General features: G+C 66.2%; 20 protein-coding genes. 10 read left to right on the forward strand and 10 right to left on the reverse strand.

Translation table 11 applies throughout. From position 1 onward, the window contains the following. Window positions 1-34: 34 nt before the first annotated feature. Window positions 35-1,714 (forward strand): ABC transporter permease, encoded by a 1,680-nt coding sequence (locus QLQ83_RS07730; protein ID WP_282734974.1) that lies wholly within the window; start codon window positions 35-37, stop codon window positions 1,712-1,714. Continuing rightward, the gene (locus tag QLQ83_RS07735) at window positions 1,711-2,346 is read left to right on the forward strand and encodes an ATP-binding cassette domain-containing protein (RefSeq protein WP_282734933.1); all 636 of its coding nucleotides are present in this window, start codon (window positions 1,711-1,713) and stop codon (window positions 2,344-2,346) included. The genes QLQ83_RS07730 and QLQ83_RS07735 overlap by 4 nt, the downstream gene beginning before the upstream one ends. 29 nt (window positions 2,347-2,375) lie before the next feature. On the opposite strand, the gene QLQ83_RS07740 is transcribed toward QLQ83_RS07735, so the two are convergent. Continuing rightward, window positions 2,376-3,110, reverse strand: coding sequence for a C40 family peptidase (locus QLQ83_RS07740; RefSeq protein WP_282734934.1), 735 nt, complete (start codon window positions 3,108-3,110; stop codon window positions 2,376-2,378). Window positions 3,111-3,345: 235 nt separating this feature from the next. On the opposite strand from QLQ83_RS07740, the gene QLQ83_RS07745 reads away from it, so the two are divergent. The 4 genes from QLQ83_RS07745 (at window position 3,346) to QLQ83_RS07760 (ending at window position 5,826) form a co-directional block, all read left to right on the forward strand. Beyond that, window positions 3,346-4,038, forward strand: coding sequence for a TIGR04283 family arsenosugar biosynthesis glycosyltransferase (locus tag QLQ83_RS07745; protein ID WP_282734935.1), 693 nt, complete (start codon window positions 3,346-3,348; stop codon window positions 4,036-4,038). After that, entirely contained in the window at window positions 4,028-4,675 is a 648-nt protein-coding gene (locus tag QLQ83_RS07750; RefSeq protein ID WP_282734936.1) for a TIGR04282 family arsenosugar biosynthesis glycosyltransferase, read from the forward strand. The genes QLQ83_RS07745 and QLQ83_RS07750 overlap by 11 nt, the downstream gene beginning before the upstream one ends. Before the next feature lie 372 nt (window positions 4,676-5,047). Continuing rightward, a complete protein-coding gene (locus tag QLQ83_RS07755) occupies window positions 5,048-5,626 on the forward strand; it encodes a sigma-70 family RNA polymerase sigma factor (protein ID WP_282734937.1) in 579 nt (192 codons plus the stop codon). A 2-nt stretch (window positions 5,627-5,628) separates the two neighbouring features. Next, the gene (locus QLQ83_RS07760; protein ID WP_282734975.1) at window positions 5,629-5,826 is read left to right on the forward strand and encodes a zf-HC2 domain-containing protein; all 198 of its coding nucleotides are present in this window, start codon (window positions 5,629-5,631) and stop codon (window positions 5,824-5,826) included. A 27-nt stretch (window positions 5,827-5,853) separates the two neighbouring features. Here the strand turns inward: QLQ83_RS07760 and QLQ83_RS07765 are convergent, their stop codons facing one another. Continuing rightward, window positions 5,854-6,312 (reverse strand): DUF302 domain-containing protein, encoded by a 459-nt coding sequence (locus QLQ83_RS07765; protein ID WP_282734938.1) that lies wholly within the window; start codon window positions 6,310-6,312, stop codon window positions 5,854-5,856. 114 nt (window positions 6,313-6,426) lie between these two features. Continuing rightward, window positions 6,427-6,684, reverse strand: a complete 258-nt coding sequence (locus QLQ83_RS07770; RefSeq protein ID WP_282734939.1) for a hypothetical protein — start codon at window positions 6,682-6,684, stop codon at window positions 6,427-6,429. Window positions 6,685-6,982: 298 nt separating this feature from the next. Between QLQ83_RS07770 and QLQ83_RS07775 the strand changes: the two genes are divergently transcribed. After that, window positions 6,983-7,648 carry a DUF3047 domain-containing protein gene (locus QLQ83_RS07775; RefSeq protein ID WP_282734940.1) on the forward strand — a complete coding sequence of 222 codons (666 nt, stop codon included), beginning with the start codon at window positions 6,983-6,985 and terminating at the stop codon, window positions 7,646-7,648. A 43-nt stretch (window positions 7,649-7,691) separates the two neighbouring features. On the opposite strand, the gene QLQ83_RS07780 is transcribed toward QLQ83_RS07775, so the two are convergent. The 5 genes from QLQ83_RS07780 to QLQ83_RS07800 all read right to left on the reverse strand — a co-directional run bounded on the left by QLQ83_RS07780 (window position 7,692) and on the right by QLQ83_RS07800 (window position 12,518). Beyond that, window positions 7,692-8,144 carry a DoxX family protein gene (locus tag QLQ83_RS07780; protein WP_282734941.1) on the reverse strand — a complete coding sequence of 151 codons (453 nt, stop codon included), beginning with the start codon at window positions 8,142-8,144 and terminating at the stop codon, window positions 7,692-7,694. A 301-nt stretch (window positions 8,145-8,445) separates the two neighbouring features. Continuing rightward, window positions 8,446-8,934: a DUF302 domain-containing protein gene (locus tag QLQ83_RS07785; protein WP_282734942.1), complete on the reverse strand. Its 489-nt coding sequence runs from the start codon at window positions 8,932-8,934 to the stop codon at window positions 8,446-8,448. After that, the gene (locus tag QLQ83_RS07790) at window positions 8,934-9,509 is read right to left on the reverse strand and encodes a DinB family protein (protein WP_282734943.1); all 576 of its coding nucleotides are present in this window, start codon (window positions 9,507-9,509) and stop codon (window positions 8,934-8,936) included. Before QLQ83_RS07790 ends, QLQ83_RS07785 begins: the two co-directional genes overlap by 1 nt. Before the next feature lie 123 nt (window positions 9,510-9,632). Beyond that, entirely contained in the window at window positions 9,633-9,998 is a 366-nt protein-coding gene (locus tag QLQ83_RS07795; protein WP_282734944.1) for a hypothetical protein, read from the reverse strand. Between the two features lie 123 nt (window positions 9,999-10,121). Continuing rightward, entirely contained in the window at window positions 10,122-12,518 is a 2,397-nt protein-coding gene (locus QLQ83_RS07800; RefSeq protein WP_282734945.1) for a PqqD family peptide modification chaperone, read from the reverse strand. Window positions 12,519-12,676: 158 nt separating this feature from the next. Between QLQ83_RS07800 and QLQ83_RS07805 the strand changes: the two genes are divergently transcribed. The 3 genes from QLQ83_RS07805 (at window position 12,677) to QLQ83_RS07815 (ending at window position 15,030) form a co-directional block, all read left to right on the forward strand. Continuing rightward, a complete protein-coding gene (locus tag QLQ83_RS07805) occupies window positions 12,677-13,267 on the forward strand; it encodes a TetR/AcrR family transcriptional regulator (RefSeq protein WP_282734946.1) in 591 nt (196 codons plus the stop codon). An 89-nt stretch (window positions 13,268-13,356) separates the two neighbouring features. Then, complete coding sequence (locus QLQ83_RS07810; RefSeq protein ID WP_282734947.1) at window positions 13,357-13,926, forward strand: carboxymuconolactone decarboxylase family protein; 570 nt, start codon at window positions 13,357-13,359, stop codon at window positions 13,924-13,926. A gap of 147 nt (window positions 13,927-14,073) precedes the next feature. Then, on the forward strand, window positions 14,074-15,030 hold the full coding sequence (locus QLQ83_RS07815) for a sulfurtransferase (protein WP_282734948.1): 957 nt from the start codon (window positions 14,074-14,076) through the stop codon (window positions 15,028-15,030). 71 nt (window positions 15,031-15,101) lie between these two features. Here QLQ83_RS07815 and QLQ83_RS07820 read toward each other — a convergent pair whose 3' ends face one another. Together QLQ83_RS07820 and QLQ83_RS07825 are read right to left on the reverse strand one after the other, a co-directional pair. Beyond that, window positions 15,102-15,785, reverse strand: coding sequence for a haloacid dehalogenase type II (locus tag QLQ83_RS07820; protein ID WP_282734949.1), 684 nt, complete (start codon window positions 15,783-15,785; stop codon window positions 15,102-15,104). A gap of 81 nt (window positions 15,786-15,866) precedes the next feature. Next, window positions 15,867-16,814 (reverse strand): cyclodeaminase, encoded by a 948-nt coding sequence (locus QLQ83_RS07825; RefSeq protein WP_282734950.1) that lies wholly within the window; start codon window positions 16,812-16,814, stop codon window positions 15,867-15,869. Window positions 16,815-16,843 lie beyond the last annotated feature (29 nt).

A 16,843-nucleotide genomic window follows, 5' to 3' on the forward strand; every position in this document is an offset into this window, starting at 1 on the left:
ACCCGACTGCTCCCGCGACGAGGCCCGCTCGATGATGCTGCGCCTGGCCCCCGTGCTGCTCGTCGCGCTGCTGGTTGCCCCGATCCTGGCCGGCCTGGGCATGGCCCTGCTGCCGGCCTTCGGCTACCTGCCGGCCCTGGGCGGGGATAGCCTGTCGCTCGCCCCCTGGCGGGCCCTGTTCGCCGAGCCCGGCATCTGGCGCTCGGCCACCATCAGCCTTGCCAGCGGATTGCTCGCTACCGCCATCTCGCTGGCGGTGGTCTTGCTCTACCTGGCCGCCGCGACCGGCAGCCGGCTCGACCGCTGGATCCGGCGACTGGTCTCGCCGCTGCTCTCCATTCCCCATGCCGCCGCGGCCTTCGGCCTGGCCTTCCTGATCGCCCCCTCGGGGCTGGTCGCGCGACTCGCCTCGCCAGGGCTGACCGGCTGGGAGCGTCCACCGGACCTGCTGATCGTCCAGGATCCCTGGGGGCTCTCCCTGATCGCGGGGCTGGTGATCAAGGAGATTCCCTTCCTGCTGCTGATGAGCCTGGCGGCCCTGCCCCAGCTCGACCCCGAACGGCGCGTCGCCATGGCCCGCTCGCTGGGCTACCGCCCGACCCTGGCCTGGTGGAAGGTGGTCGCCCCGTCGCTCTATCCGCTGATCCGCCTGCCGGTCTACGCGGTGATCGCCTACGCCTCGTCGGTGGTGGATGTGGCGATGATCCTCGGTCCCACCCTGCCACCGACGCTGGCCGTCTCGATCCTCGGCTGGTTCAGCGACCCCGACCTCGACAAGCGCTTCCTGGCCTCGGCCGGCGCGATCCTGCAGCTCGGCGTCACCGCCACGGCACTGGCGATCTGGTGGGGACTGGAGCGGCTCGTGGCCAGGCTGATGGGCGGCTGGATCGCCCGCGGCGGACGGCGCCGGGGCGAGACGGGGCTGCATGTCGCCGGCAAGCTGTGGATCCTGCTGGCCACGGTGATCGCCTTCTTCGGCATCGCCGGCCTGGCGATCCACTCCGTGGCGGGCTTCTGGCGCTTCCCCGACGCCCTGCCGGGAAGTTTCACCGCCGCACACTGGGCCCGGGTCCTGCCCTCGCTGGCCGGGCCGGTCGCCTCGACGGCGCTGATCGCCCTGTGCGCGACGCTGCTCGCCATGGTCCTGGCCCTGGCGGCACTGGAAAACGAGCAGCGGACCGGCCGACACCCCTCGCGGGCCCTGTGGCTGCTCTACCTGCCGCTGATCGTCCCGCAGATCGCCTTCCTGTTCGGCCTGGCGGTGGTGATGGAACAGCTCGGCACCCGACCGACCCTCGCCCTGGTCGCCTTCGGCCACCTGCTGTTCGTGCTGCCCTACGTCTTCCTCTCGCTTTCGGAGGCCTATCGGCGCTTCGACCCCCGCTGGTCTCGGCTGGCGCTGACGCTGGGCGCCTCGTGCAACGGTGCCTTCTGGCGCGTGCGTCTGCCGATGCTGCTGGCCCCGATCCTCACCGCCCTGGCCGTGGGGCTGGCGGTCAGCATCGGCCAGTATCTGCCCACCCAGCTGCTGGGGGGAGGACGGGTGACCACCGTCACCACCGAGGCCGTCTCGCTGGCCGCCGGCGGCAACCGCCGGGTGATCGGCGTCTGGGCACTGGTTCAGGCCTGTCTGCCCCTGGCGGGTTTCATCCTCGCCGTCGGCCTGCCCAGGTTGCTATGGTCGAGGCGGCGCGGCATGCAAGGAGCCCCATGAACGCCACCCATCGACTCGAACTTCGTGATATCTGCATCCAGCTGGGCGACCAGGTCCTGGTGGAGCTCGATGCCGAGATCGGCCCCGGCGAGGTCCTCACCGTCATGGGACCCTCCGGCTCGGGCAAGTCGACCCTGCTCGCCTATCTCGCCGGCTTCCTGGCGCCCGAGTTCCGGGCCGGAGGCCAGGTGCTGCTCGACGGCCACGACATCAGCGGCCTGCCGGCCGAGCGGCGCGGCATCGGCCTGCTGTTCCAGGATCCGCTGCTCTTCCCCCACCTCTCGGTAGCCGGCAACCTGCGCTTCGGCATGCCCAGGGACAGTACCGACAAGGCCGCGCGGGTCGACAAGGCCCTGGCAAACATCGGCCTCGCCGGGTTCGGCGACCGGGACCCGGCCACCCTCTCCGGCGGCCAGAAGGCCCGGGTGGCGCTGATGCGCCTGCTGCTGTCGGCCCCCTGTGCGGTGCTGCTCGACGAACCCTTCTCGAAGCTCGATACCCACCTGCGCCATGAGATGCGCCGGCTGGTGTTCGACCGCCTGCGCGAGGCCGGCCTGCCCAGCCTGCTGGTGACTCACGATGGTGAAGACGCCGAGGATGCCGGTGGGCGGGTGATCGAACTGTCCCACTGAGCCTCTGGGCCCCCTGACCCGAGACGGGCTCAGGCCGGTTCCTGCCAGTGCAGCTCGTGGGGGTCGAAGCCCCCTACCAGCCCGGGCTTGACGACCTCGAACCAGGGGGAAAGATCGAAATCGCGGGGGGTGAACAGCGTATGGTGGCGGCGCTGGAACACCCTCGCCTCGCCCGCAACGGTGATCGGCAGGATCGGATAGCGAATCGACTGGAAGGCCTCGGCGATCAGGGTCGAACAGATGGCCCGGGTCGGATCGCCGCTGCCCAGCCCGAGCATGTGCCGTCGCCAGGGCGTGGGCACGGGGGGCAAGGGCAGCAGGTAACGGGCCAGGTCGAGGATGTTGCGCAGGTCGTAGCGGTGACCCACGCGCCCGCAGGCAAAGGCGATCAACCGCTCGAGGTCCTGACGCCCCAGGCCTACCGGCCGGCAGATGCGCAGCGGATAGCCCTCGAACTCATCGAATCCCACCACACGCACCCCCTCCGCCAGGTCGGCCTCGACAAAACCGCCGCCCCGGACCGAGGCTGCCGACCCCGCACAGCCACCCTCGCCAACATAGAGGGCGGCATGGGACCAGGTGGACTGCGTCAGGTACTTGATCACCGTGCTGATCCTCGAGGAGCCCTCGACCAGCAGGACATCACCGGGCTCGAGACATGCCTGCACGCCCTCGTCGACGGGTAACTGGGGGCTGAGCCAGGGTCTGGGGCAGGAGAGCCAGCACCCGAGGCCATAACCACAGCGTTCAAGCATGTTGGACATCGATGGGGCCCTCCGGCGACTCAGGAGATGGATGACGCCAGGGCGAGCCACCAGGCGTGAAGAAGCCTCATGACCTGCCCTTCTCTTGTCCCCGGCATCGGCGGCTCTGCGTTTCTGTCGTATCGTCGGAAGACGCCTTACAGGAGCGGCAGCCACCGCCATCTTGTAAGGCCGAGGCGGATGATCCGACCCAAGGCATCACAGCACCGATACGCGCATCAGGAGGACCGTCGGCATGCCGGAAACGCCGAGGCTCAGCATCATCATCCCGACACTGGACGAAGCGGCCACCATCGAGGAGTTGCTGACCCGTCTGACGCCCTGGGAGGCCGACGGCGTCGAGATACTGGTCGTGGACGGGGGCAGCCTCGACGATACGGTGAGCCGGGCCCGCCCCCTGGCAACAAGGGTACTGCGTCGAGCGTCTGGCCGAGCCCGACAGATGAATGCCGGGGCTCGCGAGGCCCGCGGACGACACCTGCTGTTCCTGCATGCCGATACGCGACTCCCCCCGCGCGCCGACCTGTCGATCGCGTCGGCCCTGTCAGGCCAGTGCGTGTGGGGCCGCTTCGATGTCCGTCTGGAAGGGAGGCATCCGCTGCTGCCCGTGATCGCCGGCGCCATGAACCTGCGCTCACGCCTGACGGGCATCGCCACCGGCGACCAGGGGCTGTTCATGACCCGGGAGGCCTTCGACGCCGCGGGCGGCTTTCCCGACCAGCCGCTGATGGAGGACATCGAGATGTCGCGGCGACTCAAGCGGCAATCGCCGCCGGCCTGCCTGCGCGCCAGGGTGACGACCTCGGGACGGCGTTGGGCGCGAGAGGGTGTCTGGCGGACCCTGCTGCTGATGTGGCGACTGCGCTGGCGCTACTGGCGGGGGGCGTCGGCGGATGTCCTGGCCCGGGAATATCGCCATGTCCGCTGACACCCGCGGCCAGGCGCCCCTGGCGATACTCGCCAAGGCTCCGATTCCGGGACAGGTGAAGACGCGCCTGATGCCGGCCCTGGGCGCCGAGGGCGCCTGCCGGCTGCACGAGCGGCTGCTGCGGCATGCGGTGGGCACTGCCCTCGCGGCGACCTCGCCGCAACGCATCACCCTGTGGACGGCACTGGATCATGCCCACCCCATGTTCCGGGAACTGGCCGACCGGCATGGCATCAGGCTTCGCGCTCAGCCCGAGGGCGACCTGGGAGAGCGCATGTACCACGCCCTTCAGGCCATGGACGCGCCGGGAGTGCTGATCGGCAGCGACTGTCCGGCGCTCACCCCTGCGCTGCTCAAGCGCTGCCAGGCGGCCCTGACGGACGCCGACGCCGTCTTCCTGCCGGTGGAGGATGGCGGCTATGCGCTGGTCGGGGTCCGACGAGCCGACCACCGCCTCTTCGCCGCCATCGACTGGGGCACGAACCGCGTCATGGCACAGACGCGCGATCGCGCCGATGAGCTGGACTGGCGGCTGGTATGTCCCGCCCGCCTCTGGGATGTGGACAGGCCCGAGGACCTCGATCGGCTGGTGAATCATCCCCACCTGATCTCGATGACCGGCGGCCGTTATCGATGACCCGGCATGCCGGACCCATCACCCATGGTCGGGAATAAGCCTGATCATCTCCACATCATCTCCTACGTCGATGGAAGGAAACCTCCTGACATAAGAAACAAAGGACATCGATCACTCAAGAAGTAACGGATCATTCCTGTCAACCACATACTTGCCACCAAGCATCGAAAACCCGACATTATTTACAAGGAAAAGCAGCAGGATTCCTGACGACAGTGACGCCAGTTTTCCTGTCGGAAACCTTGCGATTCCTGTAAGGAAAGCCTGACTTGAACGACTCACCCGGGAGATCCTGTACCCTGGCTGACACCAGCTGCTAGACTTTGCCTGAATCCGGTCCAAGCATCAGCATAGGGAACGAGGGACTCATAGATGAACGAAAAAGAAGATAGGCTACAGAGACTTACAGCTGTCAGGCCACGACTGGTCTCCTTCGCCCTCATGCACTTGCGTGATCGAAGCCAGGCCGAGGATGCCGTACAGGAGGCAATGATGTCGGCCATCGAAAAGAATGAAAGCTTTGCCGGACGATCCGGTTACGAGACCTGGGTCTTCGGCATCCTCAAATACAAGCTCCTCGATGCCATGCGCGTACAGAAGCGTCATGGACGCTGGCAGCCCCTCGAGGATGAGGACGACGACGACGCCATCGACCGACAATTCCAGCAGAATGGCCGCTGGCAGGAGAGTGCTCGCCCTTCCAGTTGGGGTGAGCCCGAGGCAGCTTTCGAGACCGAGCACTTCTGGCAGGTCTTCGATGCCTGCATGATCGCCCTGCCGGAAAACGCCGCCAGGGTGTTTTCCCTGCGCGAGCTGATGGGGCTCTCCACCGACGATATCTGCCGGGAGCTGGACATCAAGGAGAACAACTGCTGGGTGATACTGCATCGCGCCCGGCTGCGACTCAGGGCCTGCATCGAAAAGGGCTGGCTTAAGGAGGAAACGGCATGATGATGTGCAAGGAAGCGACCCGCCTGATGTCTCTCAAGCAGGACCGCCCTCTCAACTTCCAGGAACGGGTATCCCTGAGGTTACACCTTTCCATGTGCGGCGCCTGCCGAGAGTGTGACAGACAGTTCACGCTGCTTCATGAGGCCGGCAGGCGATTCGGCCCGGAACTTGACCCCGAGCGGGACGATCACGGGCACTGAGGCCCGTCAATCTTTCACAGTCTGGCCTCACTGGCCTGCGGCAGCGTTTGCCACGCCCTCCAGTACACCGGCGACCTTGTCCAGAGGCAGGTCGCACTCCTCCAGTGAATGGCGCTCGGCCAGGTAGTGTGGCGAATTCCACTCCAGCCTGACGCCCTCGTCGGTCTCCCGCACCACCATCTTTTGGGGCAGGTCCAGCGCCATGCTTCCCTGGCACTGCATCATCGGCGTACCCACCTGCGGATTTCCGAAGATGAAGGTACGGGTCGCCGGCAACGAGAGCCCCACGCCCTCCGCATTGGCGGTGTGATCGACAACGGTCATCAGGGTCAGTCCCTTGTCCTCGATGGCCTCACGAAGCCGCTCCTCGACACGCTCGATATCGTCGCTCGACTGCAGGTGCATCACCCCATGCTCTTCCGCCTGCACCACCAGCGGTACAGCCACGAACATGGCAATGGCCGTCCAGATCAGCGTCTTGCGCATGGAATCTCCTCACTTTCAGCGAATGTCCTCTCAGGATGGCCAAGACCCCCGCACAAGGCAAGAAACCCGGGCCTGAGGGATCAGGTCCGGGGTCAGTTGCTCTAGGGCAGGGGATCAGTTCCACCAGTAGCGCAGGGCTTCTCGCGTCTGCTGCCATTCGTCATCTGACCGGCGATGCTGCCCTTCTCCACGTTGACTCACCTCCCTGTCGCGCCGCTGATCGATGGCATTTTCCGCCTGAATGGCCGAGCTTTTACTTTTCTCTTGCAACGCCTGACGACGCTTCTCCTGATACTCGGAGTCCATCGCCATCAGGGGGACGGCACTCAGCATCAAGGCCATCATGGCCAATGATACGGTTCGAATTTTCATGGCTACACCTCGTGACTCTCGGCTAGTAAAAGACCTTTAATCAGGTCTTGATACTTGGTGCACTGGAGGCCATCATCCTTACGATACATCCAAAAAAGAGACGCCATCCAAGAAAATAAAGCGGAAGAACCTTATCACTTTATGACGTAACGAGGAGATGAATCCGGCTCTATCACGGTAAGACTTCGCCTTCTCTTCATCACATGACGAAACCCTTTTTCCGTGATGACGTTACACGACATTCGAGACACCACCGATCCGACCCAGGGCGCTTGACATACGTGGAGTGACTTTTCCCATGACCAGATCCTTTTCCCCCTGCTGCCTGCTAACCTTGACGACACTGGTCGCAGGGCCGGTCATCGCAGCAGATGACCTGATCTTCTCGCCGGATGATATTCACTCATGGCCGACACGAAATTTCGAGGGCGAGACCGAGTACCGGGTCATCGAGCGGCAAGGCACTCGGCTCCTCCAGGCCAGCGCCCGGCAGCAGGCCTCGGCGAAATACCTGGAACGCGAGATCGACCTTCGCGAGACGCCTTACCTGCATTGGTGCTGGCAGGTATCAGGAATACATGAGGGGCTCGACGAGACACGAAAGTCGGGTGACGATTACCCGGCCAGGGTCTATGTGGCTCGCAAGACGGGGCTGCTGCCCTGGCAGGTCGAGGCGGTGAACTACGTGTGGGCCTCGAGCCAGCCTGCCGGCACGGACTGGCCCAATGCCTTTACCTCACGCGCCCAGCTGCTGGCCCTGCAGAGTGGTGAAGCGCGCGTGGGCGAATGGGTGGCGGAAGTGAGGGATGTCCGAGAGGACTATCTGCGACTCTTCGGGAGTCGCCCGGACAGCATCGATGGCCTCGCCCTGATGAGCGACGGCGACAATGCCGGGGTGGATGCCACGGCCTGGTTCACGCATCTGGCATTTTCCGCGAGTCCCGAACCGCCCGACTGTCCCTGACCCCGGACGGCGATACCGACCGGTGGCCGCGTATCGCCACTCATCAGCTACAACGACGACGTGCTTCCCAGCTGACCGGGCCCGGGCGTTGCCTGGCCGCATCCAGGGACAGCCGGTCCTCTTCCCGGAAGGCCATCACCACAAGACTAGCGACAAAGATGATCAGGGAAGGATAGAAGAGGGCATTCGTGCCCTCCAGGTACCATCCCCAGGGATCGATGATCGAGGCACTAACCGCGACCAGCGACGCCGCGTTGAAGATCAGCTGAAGAGGATATACCCAGCGCCTGACCAGGCCGATGACCACCAGCAGGCCGACCAGCATCTGGACGGCACCCGCCAGTGGCAGCAGGGTCTCGCTCGCCATGAGTCCGCCATAGAAATTGTCGGCGATGGCGAGGCCATGCTCGACATTGACGATCTTGTCGACTCCCCAGATCAGCAGCAAACCGCCCAGCGAGATCCTCAACAGCAGCAGGCTCAACGTCTTGGTCATCTTTCTTCCTCGATACTCCATGGTGGATTCGACGTTCCTGACATGGCACGCCAGTGAGACGCCGCCACTCGGTCGCCGAGGCCGGCGTGTCCTTACACAAGGAAGTCGGCCGGACCGGGCAAGTGTCCGATCGTCCTGGCTCGGGGGTCGGGAAATGAAGATGCGGTGGCGCAATCACCGCTGCAGGATATGGCCGACCCGCCGTCGTGACCGTCCTGGAGGAACGGCCGCAGTTGGCCGAACGAGGGAGGGGGTTGCGACGCGTCAGCGCCTCAAGTGCCCGAGGTGACGCTCGATCCGGTCACTCCGATTCCTCGGTGGCACGCTTAGCAATGGCAGCGAACAGGGTGTCGAGTTCGCGACCCACCGTTTCCAGTTCCTCGCCGGCCGCGTCCACGTAGGGTTCGAGCAGATGCGTCGGCGTCTTCCAGGAGAGCGTGGCGCTGCCTTCCTCATTTTCGGTGACATAGAAGCGCATGGGGGCCTCGATCATCGCCGGGACGCTCAGCCGCAGGATCCGAACCGCATAGTCGTTGCGAAACACGCCCACGACCCGGTTGCCGGGGATGGTGACACCCCGGTTTTCGGCGGCCTCGGTAGGCCCGGCCTCGGTCACCACGAACAAGCCCTCGGCCTCGACCGCCTCCCGCAGGGCTTCCAGCAGGTCGTCATAGGCAAGCGAGGTGGGCATCACCTGCCACCCCTGGTCAGGCCAACGGGGTTCGGCGGCGGTGACCGGGGCTGCCAGGATCAGCGCCAGCAGCCATGTTGCCAGTATCGCGCGCTTCATCAGGCACTCCTCCGCGAGAGTGGCGCCTGCTCCTCGGACGCCCGCTGCCAGTGGCGAAGCGTGGAGGGATGCACTCCGAACGACTCGGGCAGATGGATACCCGACTGCTCGGCCAGCAGGGCAATGATCGCCATGTGGTGAATGCTGTGACTGGTCAGGAAGGCAAGCTCGCGGTTCAGGCTTGACGCCAGGGAGAGCCGCTCGTCGTCCAGGGGATAGGCCAGGGTGAGCGCATCCGGTGAAGGTCCGCTGCCCAGCAACGACAGCCGAGCCTCGACGGCGGCCAGATGCCTCGCCGCTTGCTGCGGCCATTGCTCGAGGGCCTCGTCGCGTTGGCGCTGTTCGTAGTCGATGACCTCTGCCCCTCGGTCGAGGCCGTCAAGGAGGGCATCGTAATGATCGATGATGTGACGAACATGCTTGCCCAGGGTGTGACGTCCGTGCTCGCCGAATGCCTCTCGATAGCGTTCAGGGGTAAGGGCCGCAACCATGCCCCTCAGCTGTGCAAGGGTCAGCAGATTCTCCTCGACGAGACGCGCCGTGGCAGGAGAAGACCGGGAGTGACGTGATGTCATGACAAGAGTCCTGTGAGTTCCACTGTGGGTTACGCCAGGGGATCACCTGAAGCGGCAGAGGGAAAAAGCCAGGCCGCCACCGTGGTGACGGACCTGGTCTCCCGCTGATGGGGAAGGAAGGGCTCACCCCTCGCCTTCGCCCTCGCCTTCGCCCTCGCCTTCTGCTTCACCTTCGCCTTCTGCTTCACCCTCCCCTTCTGCTTCACCCTCCCCTTCTGCTTCACCTTCCGCTTTGCCCTCGCCCTTTTCCATGTCTTCGTACTCACCTTCTGCCTTGGCTTCACCCTCGGCGCCCCCCTCGGCGTGGGCCTCGGCAAGCATCAGGGGAGCCTCCTCGCCGTTGGTGTAGTTCAGCTCGGGGGACGTCTCGCTGGCCACGGCCTGGAACGCCGCTCCGCTGGCGACCAGGGCGAGTGCCGGTGCCGTGTAGCCCAGCTGACGGCTGAGGCGACTCAGCAGGCTACGACGCTTCTCGTCTTGCAGTGTCATGATCATGACCTCCTTGATACAGGGTGGGCGACATGCCAGGCATGTCGTCTTGCCGTGACGCCGGCCCGTGACCGGCTTCTTCAACGGCGATGCCGGGGGCATCACCGGTTGCTCATGCCCTTGTTACCCCCTCGCCATGGCGGGAGGGTTGACCGAAGGGGCGATTTCTATCCGGGTGACCAGCCATTCGGCCAGTGACGCGACATCCGGCGCCCCTGGCCCTGCCCTCAACGCGCACACGGCCAGGGAGGAGAGCCAGTCGCCCAGAATCGTCACGCTCTGGGCATCCAGCGCCTGGCCATCACCGGTCAGGCAGTTCGGCAGCAGGGCGCCAAGCGCCTCCAGCATGGCGACCGGGGCGAGGGCCTGGTCGGCAGATGCCTCGGCCGGCAGCAGCATGCCACGAAGGGCCACGCTGTCGGGCAACCCGCTCGGGGTCACGCCGGCGACACCCGGCAGCGGAAAGTCCAGGGGTTCGGCGATGGCCGGATCCGAGAGGTCCAGGCGTACGCCGCGGGTCAGCACGCCACCCGAGGCCTCCAGCAGCCGCTGCAACAGGGCGCGACTCTCCTTCTCGTCGGGGAGCAGGCAGAGCACCCCGTTGCCGTGCGGCGTGACCAGCAGGGCCGCGTCGACCACCGGTCGGCCAGGCATCGCGGCCTGGCGAATCAGATGCGCCGTCAACACCGGGCCCAGCTGCGCCAGCGTCAGCCGCGAGGCCAACAACCGGTCGTCGGTGGCCAGGGCATAGCCGCCGGACTCACGCAGGACCGCCAGCCGCGGCAGCCGGCTCGCCGCCTCATCGGCAAGCGGTGACAGCCGCTCGCCGAACCATGTCGTCAACCGCGCCATGGCGGGGCCGCTGCCCACGTCCAGGGCCCAGTGACGGCCGTCCAGACTGAGCCTCATGGCCCGCCCCGACGGGGATACCGACATCGTCTGCTCATGGAGCTCGCGCGCTTCCGGCAACGCTGCCGGTGCGACGCCCTGCTGGCAGAGCAGGCCGGCACGGCACCAGTCGTGCAGGGTGTTCCACACATCGCGCCGCAGTGCCGAACTCTCCGTCGGTGCCCCCGCCTCGGTAGTGGCGCGTGCCAGCTCATCGGCGATGGCATCGGGGTCCAGCCCCTCGGTCGCCAGCAGCCAGGTCAGGGTCGCCGTGTCGTTGGGCCGGTAGTAGCGACCGCGGCGCGTGTCATAGAGGGCGAGACGCTCCTCGTCGACCAGTTCCGCCACGTGGCGCCGCTGCAGCCGCGGGGGGGGCAGGGAGCGCCCCGTGAGGGCCTCGGCCAGCCGCAGGTCGGCCGAGGTGGGTAGCGTGAAATAGGGCAGGTAGCGCTCGGGGTCGGCGGCCGGGAGCAGCCGCAGGAAGCCACCGGCACGAGCCTGCTCGGCCTCGGCCTCGACGACCAGCTGCGCAGTAACGTCCGACTCCTGCGCCGCAATGCCCGCCTCGGACGGGGCCTGTCCGGGGATATCAACCAGCGAGACCAGGTCATGCACCAGCCCGCCCTTGACGGCCTCCTCGATGCGCCCCCCTGTCTCCGGGGCGGCACAGATGCCAAGCGACGGGCTGAGGTTGCACTCCAGGATCCACGGCTTGAGGGTGTCGTCCACCAGGCAGTCGAGTCCCAGTAGCTCATAGCAGCCACGCGGATCGGCGCCGGCCTCGGCCGTGCGGCGTCGCAGGGCATCCACGGCGGAGATCGCGGTCAGGGTCACCAGGTCCTCGATTCGCGCGAAGAGGGCCTCGTCGTCGTGCCCCTGATCTCTCAACCAGGCCCGGTATCGCTCCAGGTCGATAAACTCCACCGGCACTTCGGCACGGCTGTTCAGGGCGTTGATGTCCGGGTTGGTCAGCTGGCTATAGGGATTGTCGGCATCCTCGGGATCCCAGGGCTCGGAGGCCAGCTTGGCGAAGCCCTGGCGGTAGAGATAGACGCGCAACGGCTCCAGCGAGGTGATCAGCACATAGAGCCGCAGGACATACTTGTGGCCTCGGATGGTATGGGGATTGGCCAGATACTCCTGTACCAGCCAGTCCCGCGCGAGAGGCGCCTCGGCGACATCCTGAAGCACCCGCACGCCCTTGCCCTTGGAGGCATTGGTGGGCTTGAGGATCCAGCGCTGGGCGGGATCGGCCAGGGCGGCCTCCTGCAGCGCATGGTAGTCACCGGGCATCACATAGGCTCGGGGAAAGAACGCCAGCCGCCGGACGAGCTCGTGGTCGGCCCCATGGCTCTCCCGGATGCGCTCGCGAAGGGTGGAGAGGCTGTCATGGAGGCGACTCTTGACGGTGAGTGCCGCATTGCCCGGGAAGTGGTTCATCTTGCGCGTCGGCGAGACCCGCCGGAACTGCGCGGCATCCGGCATGCCGGTGATCCAACCGGCGTCCCAGTCATGCTCGTCCCCGACCTGCCAGCCCAGGGGTTCCAGGGCCTCACGGAAGAACCGGTCCTGCTCGGCAGCGCGCTTGCCGCCCAGCCAGAAGCTTCTTGTCGGCGAATGCTTCTCCGTCATGCTCGGGATCTCCTGTCCGGCCATCATGATCGTGATGCTGGTGATTGTGGTATCTGGCCACTCTGTCGACGCTGCGACACGCTCCTTACATCGATAGCAACCGGAACGTGATCTGTCGCGCCTTGATTTATGGACCGATCGGTACTAAATTGGTCGACATGAGACGAGGACGCCCCATCGCATTCAGCCCGGACGAGGCTGCCAACGCCGCCATGCAGGTCTTCTGGGCACGAGGCTATGACAACGCCTCGACTCGGGACCTGCTCGAGGCCATGCATCTCTCACGAAGCAGTCTCTATCAGGCCTTCGGCAACAAGGAGCAGCTGTTCCTCGAAGCCCTGCGGCGCTATCGCGAGTCCCTGCTGGGACGCTTGGGACGCCGCCTCGAGGCAGCCCCCTCGGCCATGGCCTTCCTGGCGTCCCTGTTTCGCGAGACGGCACAGGAAGCGGGCAGTGATCGCGCTGCCCTGGGATGCCTGATTTTCAACTCCGCGAGCGAGCTCGGCCAACATGATGGCCCCCCCTCGCAGCATGCCCGCCAGAGCATCGCCGCCATCACGGCACTGTTCCAGCTGGCAGTGACGCGGGCCCAGGCGGAGGGTGAGATCGCCCCGGAACGGGATGCAGCAGCCCTGGCCAGCTACCTGACGATGGGCATGGCCGGGCTCAGGACCCTCTTGAAGAGCGGGGCGGATGCCGGGCAGGCCGGCCAGGCGGTAGAGCTGCTTCTGGACGGCCTGCGACGCTGATCCTCCCCTCTTCTCTTTCGCCATTTCTGGAACGATCAGTCCATAAATGGCGCAACGGCAGTACCCACCACGACGAAGGAGACACACCCATGTCCGCCGACTATCAGATGCAACTCGCGCCCCAGACCCTCGACAACGCCGATGCCAAGGCGAAGCCGCTGCTCGAGCAGGCCAACGCCAAGCTGGGGTTCGTGCCCAACATGTACGAGGGCATGGCCAAGGCTCCGGGCGTGCTGAGCACCTACCTGCATGGCTACGAGCTGTTCCGCGAGGACTCCGGTTTCGCGCCGCCCGAGCAGGAAGTGGTCTTCCTGACCGTCAGCCGACTCAATGGCTGCGGCTACTGCATGTCTGCACACAGCATGCTGGCCGACAAGATGTCTCAGGTACCGGCCGACGTGCTGGAGGCGATCCGCAACGACCAGCCGATTCCGGACGAGCGCCTGGCGGCGCTGGCCGAGTTCACCAGGGTGATGTTCGAGACCCGGGGCAAGCCCGGAGAGGCCGACGTCAAGGCGTTCCTGGATGCCGGCTTCGAGGAGCAGCAGGTGCTGCAGATCGTACTGGCCCTGGCGGTCAAGACGCTTTCCAACTATTCCAACCACGTCAACCACCCGGAACTCGACGAGGCCTTCGCCGGCCACGCCTGGCAGGGCTGAAGCCGCCGTCCGAAGGAGGAAAGGGATAAGAAAATTCCTTGATATAACTGGATGAGCTAGATGTGTCAGGAAGCATTCTTGGCGAGGGAGCGCCATCCCATTGCAGCATGAACGCCATGCTCCATCCCTGACGAGGAGAATTCCCCCATGCGTTCCCGACTGCTTATGGCCACTGCCGCCCTGGCCATCGCCGGCCCGGCCCATGCCCTGCACCCTTCCCCCCTGGTCGACGCCGCGTGGCTCGAGGGCCAGCTCGGCAGCGACGATCTGGTCGTGCTGGACGTCCGCTCCGCCATCGATGACGGTGGCGACCGGGAGAGCTTCGAGACCGCCCGCATCCCGGGCAGCCGCTACAGCAGCTACACCGATGCAGGCTGGCGGGAGGACCGCGACGGCGTCGCCGGCCTGATGCCCGATGTGGAGGACCTGGAGAGCCTGATCGGCGACCTGGGCATCGACAACGACGACACCGTGGTCGTGGTCCCGGCCGGCACAGGGCCCACGGACTTCGGCAGTGCCGCCCGCATCTACTGGACCTTCAAGGCTCTGGGCCATGACGAAGTGACGATCCTCAATGGCGGTTTCGCCGGTTGGGAGGAACAGGGCCGTGAGGTGGCCAGCGGTCCGGTGGAGGCGCCGGATGCCGATTCCTTCACGGGCAGCCTGCGCGAATCACTGCTGGCCTCCACCGAAGAGGTGGAAGCCGCACTCGAGGCGAGCGAAGCGCTGGTGGATGCCCGGCCGCCGGCCTTCTTCACGGGCGAGACCCAGTCCCCCGCCGCCCGCGTGCCGGGCACCATCCCCGGCTCGGTGAACCTGCCCCATGATGGCAGCTTCGAGGAGCGCGACGGGGCCTACTACCTGCAGCCGGACGCCCTGAAGGCCCGCATCGACGAACTCGGCCTCGACCACGAGGCACCCACCGTGGCCTTCTGCAACACCGGCCACTGGGCCGCCAGCGGCTGGTTCCAGCTCAGCGAGATCGGCGGACTGGAGAACGTCACCATGTACGACGGCTCCATGGCCGAGTGGACCGTCAACGACGAGCGCCTGGTTCAGCTGGCCGACCGGGGCACCGTCAGCGTCGGTGAACTGGCCGAGTAGTCTTGCCGCCTGAAAGCCCCTACGACGACGCCCAGGCCGAGCACCGGCCGCGGGGCGTCGTCGTGTGGTTGCTAGCTGAGCCGTTCGGCGAGGGCATCGAGGTCGGGAACCGTGATATCCGGCTCGATCCCCCAGGGGTCGAAGGGGGCATCCGGGGTACGGCGCACCCAGGCGGCATGCAGGCCGGCATGGCGGGCGCCGATGACGTCGAAGGGGTTGCTGGAGATCAGCCAGGTATCGCCGGGGTCGCTCTCGAGCCGATAGCGGAGATGGGCATACACAGCCGGGTCGGGCTTGAAGCGCTTGATCTCCTCGACGCTGACCACCGTCTCGAAGCGCTCGCGAATCCCGGCCTGCTCCAGCAGCCCCTCGACCGCCTCACGGCTGCCGTTGGAGAAGGCGACACAGCGAATCCCCAGCTCGGCGAGGCGATCCAGCGCGGCCGACGCATCGGGAAATGCCGGCAGCCGGGCGTAGACGCCCATCAGGTGTTCCTTGTCGGTCTCCGAGAAGCGTGTCTGCAGGGCGCGGTCGGTGAACTCCAGCGCCTCGCGCGTGCAGTGGGAAAAATCCACGTAGGCACCCATCAGGCCGCGGCGGAAGCTGTACTCAAGCTGCTTGTCACGCCAGCGACGCGAGAACTCCGGGGCCAGGTCCGAACGGTCCTGCCCCGCGAGGCGCTGCTCGAGTTCGGCAACCACGCCGTGGGTGTCGATCAGGGTTCCATAGACATCGAAGGCCAGTACCGTTGCCATCCCCTTGCTCCTTCCGTCGGTGAAAGGTCCCAGCCTGCGCCAGGAGGCCCGCCGCGACAAGTCGACCTGCGGCGGAAGGGCTCAGCCGGACAGCAGCCTCGACAGGGCAAAGTTGGCGATGGCGGTATCCTGGACGCCGGTGCCGGTGAGGTCACATACCGTCAGCGTGTCGTCCGTCAGACGCAAGCGCTGCCCCTCGGCGACCACCCGGCCCAGCTCGTGGACCTTGAAGGGCACTTCCCCGCCCTCGAACGCCTTGAGCTCGCCGTTGCCTTCACTCTGGGCACGGGTATCGCAGACGAAGGCGTCGGCGCGGGTCAGCACCGAGGCATCCAGTTCGCGCTTCTCCGGGCTGTCCGAGCCCATGGCGGTGACATGCACGCCCGTGGGCAGGTCCCGGGCATGCAGCAGCGGCGTGCGCGACGGGGTGGCGGTGACAATGATGTCCGCCGCGGCACAGGCCCCGGCGACGTCGTCGTGAACGTTCACCCTGAGCCCCTCGGCCCGGAGACGGTCGGCGTAGGCCTCCGCGCCCGGCCGGCGACGGGCCCAGACATCCAGGGTGTCGAGGTCGCGCACCAGGCGCAGCGCCTGCACCTGGCGCTCGGCCTGCTCACCGGCACCGAGCACGGCCACCCGGCGGCTGTTCTCTCGCGACAGATGCTTGGCGGCGATGGCGCCGGCCAGTGCCGTGCGCACCTGGGTGAGATACCCCTCGTCGAAGAGCACGGCCTCCACCAGCCCGGTCCTGGCCGAGAGGACCAGCATCAGGCCGTTGAGACTCGGCAGGCCGAGCCGGGGATTATCGAAGAAGCCGGGGCTGACCTTGATGGCGAAGCGCTCGGCGCCGCGGATATGGGCGGTCTTGACGTCGACCTCGCCGTTGGCTTCCTCGATGGCCATGGAGAGGATCGGCGGTTGCACCACCTCGCCGCGCCCCAGGGCGGCGAAGCCCGCCTCCACGGCGGAGAGTGCCGCCTGGTCGATGCCGACGGCCCCTTCGATGGCATCGCGATGGTAGAGCTGCATGAACACCTCCAGATGCAAGGAGCAAGGAG

Source organism: Halomonas rhizosphaerae (assembly GCF_030010555.1).
Lineage (GTDB): Bacteria > Pseudomonadota > Gammaproteobacteria > Pseudomonadales > Halomonadaceae > Halomonas > Halomonas rhizosphaerae.

Excerpts from the sequence above, each read along its gene's own strand:
- QLQ83_RS07810 (WP_282734947.1), top strand. The coding sequence starts at position 13,357 with ATGTCCGCCGACTATCAGATGCAACTCGCGCCCCAGACCCTCGACAAC.
- QLQ83_RS07765 (WP_282734938.1), bottom strand. The coding sequence starts at position 6,312 with ATGCGCAAGACGCTGATCTGGACGGCCATTGCCATGTTCGTGGCTGTA.
- QLQ83_RS07760 (WP_282734975.1), top strand. The coding sequence starts at position 5,629 with ATGTGCAAGGAAGCGACCCGCCTGATGTCTCTCAAGCAGGACCGCCCT.
- QLQ83_RS07820 (WP_282734949.1), bottom strand. The coding sequence starts at position 15,785 with ATGGCAACGGTACTGGCCTTCGATGTCTATGGAACCCTGATCGACACC.
- QLQ83_RS07740 (WP_282734934.1), bottom strand. The coding sequence starts at position 3,110 with ATGTCCAACATGCTTGAACGCTGTGGTTATGGCCTCGGGTGCTGGCTC.
- QLQ83_RS07785 (WP_282734942.1), bottom strand. The coding sequence starts at position 8,934 with ATGAAGCGCGCGATACTGGCAACATGGCTGCTGGCGCTGATCCTGGCA.
- QLQ83_RS07780 (WP_282734941.1), bottom strand. The coding sequence starts at position 8,144 with ATGACCAAGACGTTGAGCCTGCTGCTGTTGAGGATCTCGCTGGGCGGT.
- QLQ83_RS07770 (WP_282734939.1), bottom strand. The coding sequence starts at position 6,684 with ATGAAAATTCGAACCGTATCATTGGCCATGATGGCCTTGATGCTGAGT.
- QLQ83_RS07815 (WP_282734948.1), top strand. The coding sequence starts at position 14,074 with ATGCGTTCCCGACTGCTTATGGCCACTGCCGCCCTGGCCATCGCCGGC.
- QLQ83_RS07755 (WP_282734937.1), top strand. The coding sequence starts at position 5,048 with ATGAACGAAAAAGAAGATAGGCTACAGAGACTTACAGCTGTCAGGCCA.
- QLQ83_RS07745 (WP_282734935.1), top strand. The coding sequence starts at position 3,346 with ATGCCGGAAACGCCGAGGCTCAGCATCATCATCCCGACACTGGACGAA.
- QLQ83_RS07790 (WP_282734943.1), bottom strand. The coding sequence starts at position 9,509 with ATGACATCACGTCACTCCCGGTCTTCTCCTGCCACGGCGCGTCTCGTC.
- QLQ83_RS07735 (WP_282734933.1), top strand. The coding sequence starts at position 1,711 with ATGAACGCCACCCATCGACTCGAACTTCGTGATATCTGCATCCAGCTG.
- QLQ83_RS07775 (WP_282734940.1), top strand. The coding sequence starts at position 6,983 with ATGACCAGATCCTTTTCCCCCTGCTGCCTGCTAACCTTGACGACACTG.
- QLQ83_RS07795 (WP_282734944.1), bottom strand. The coding sequence starts at position 9,998 with ATGACACTGCAAGACGAGAAGCGTCGTAGCCTGCTGAGTCGCCTCAGC.
- QLQ83_RS07800 (WP_282734945.1), bottom strand. The coding sequence starts at position 12,518 with ATGACGGAGAAGCATTCGCCGACAAGAAGCTTCTGGCTGGGCGGCAAG.
- QLQ83_RS07730 (WP_282734974.1), top strand. The coding sequence starts at position 35 with ATGCTGCGCCTGGCCCCCGTGCTGCTCGTCGCGCTGCTGGTTGCCCCG.
- QLQ83_RS07750 (WP_282734936.1), top strand. The coding sequence starts at position 4,028 with ATGTCCGCTGACACCCGCGGCCAGGCGCCCCTGGCGATACTCGCCAAG.
- QLQ83_RS07825 (WP_282734950.1), bottom strand. The coding sequence starts at position 16,814 with ATGCAGCTCTACCATCGCGATGCCATCGAAGGGGCCGTCGGCATCGAC.
- QLQ83_RS07805 (WP_282734946.1), top strand. The coding sequence starts at position 12,677 with ATGAGACGAGGACGCCCCATCGCATTCAGCCCGGACGAGGCTGCCAAC.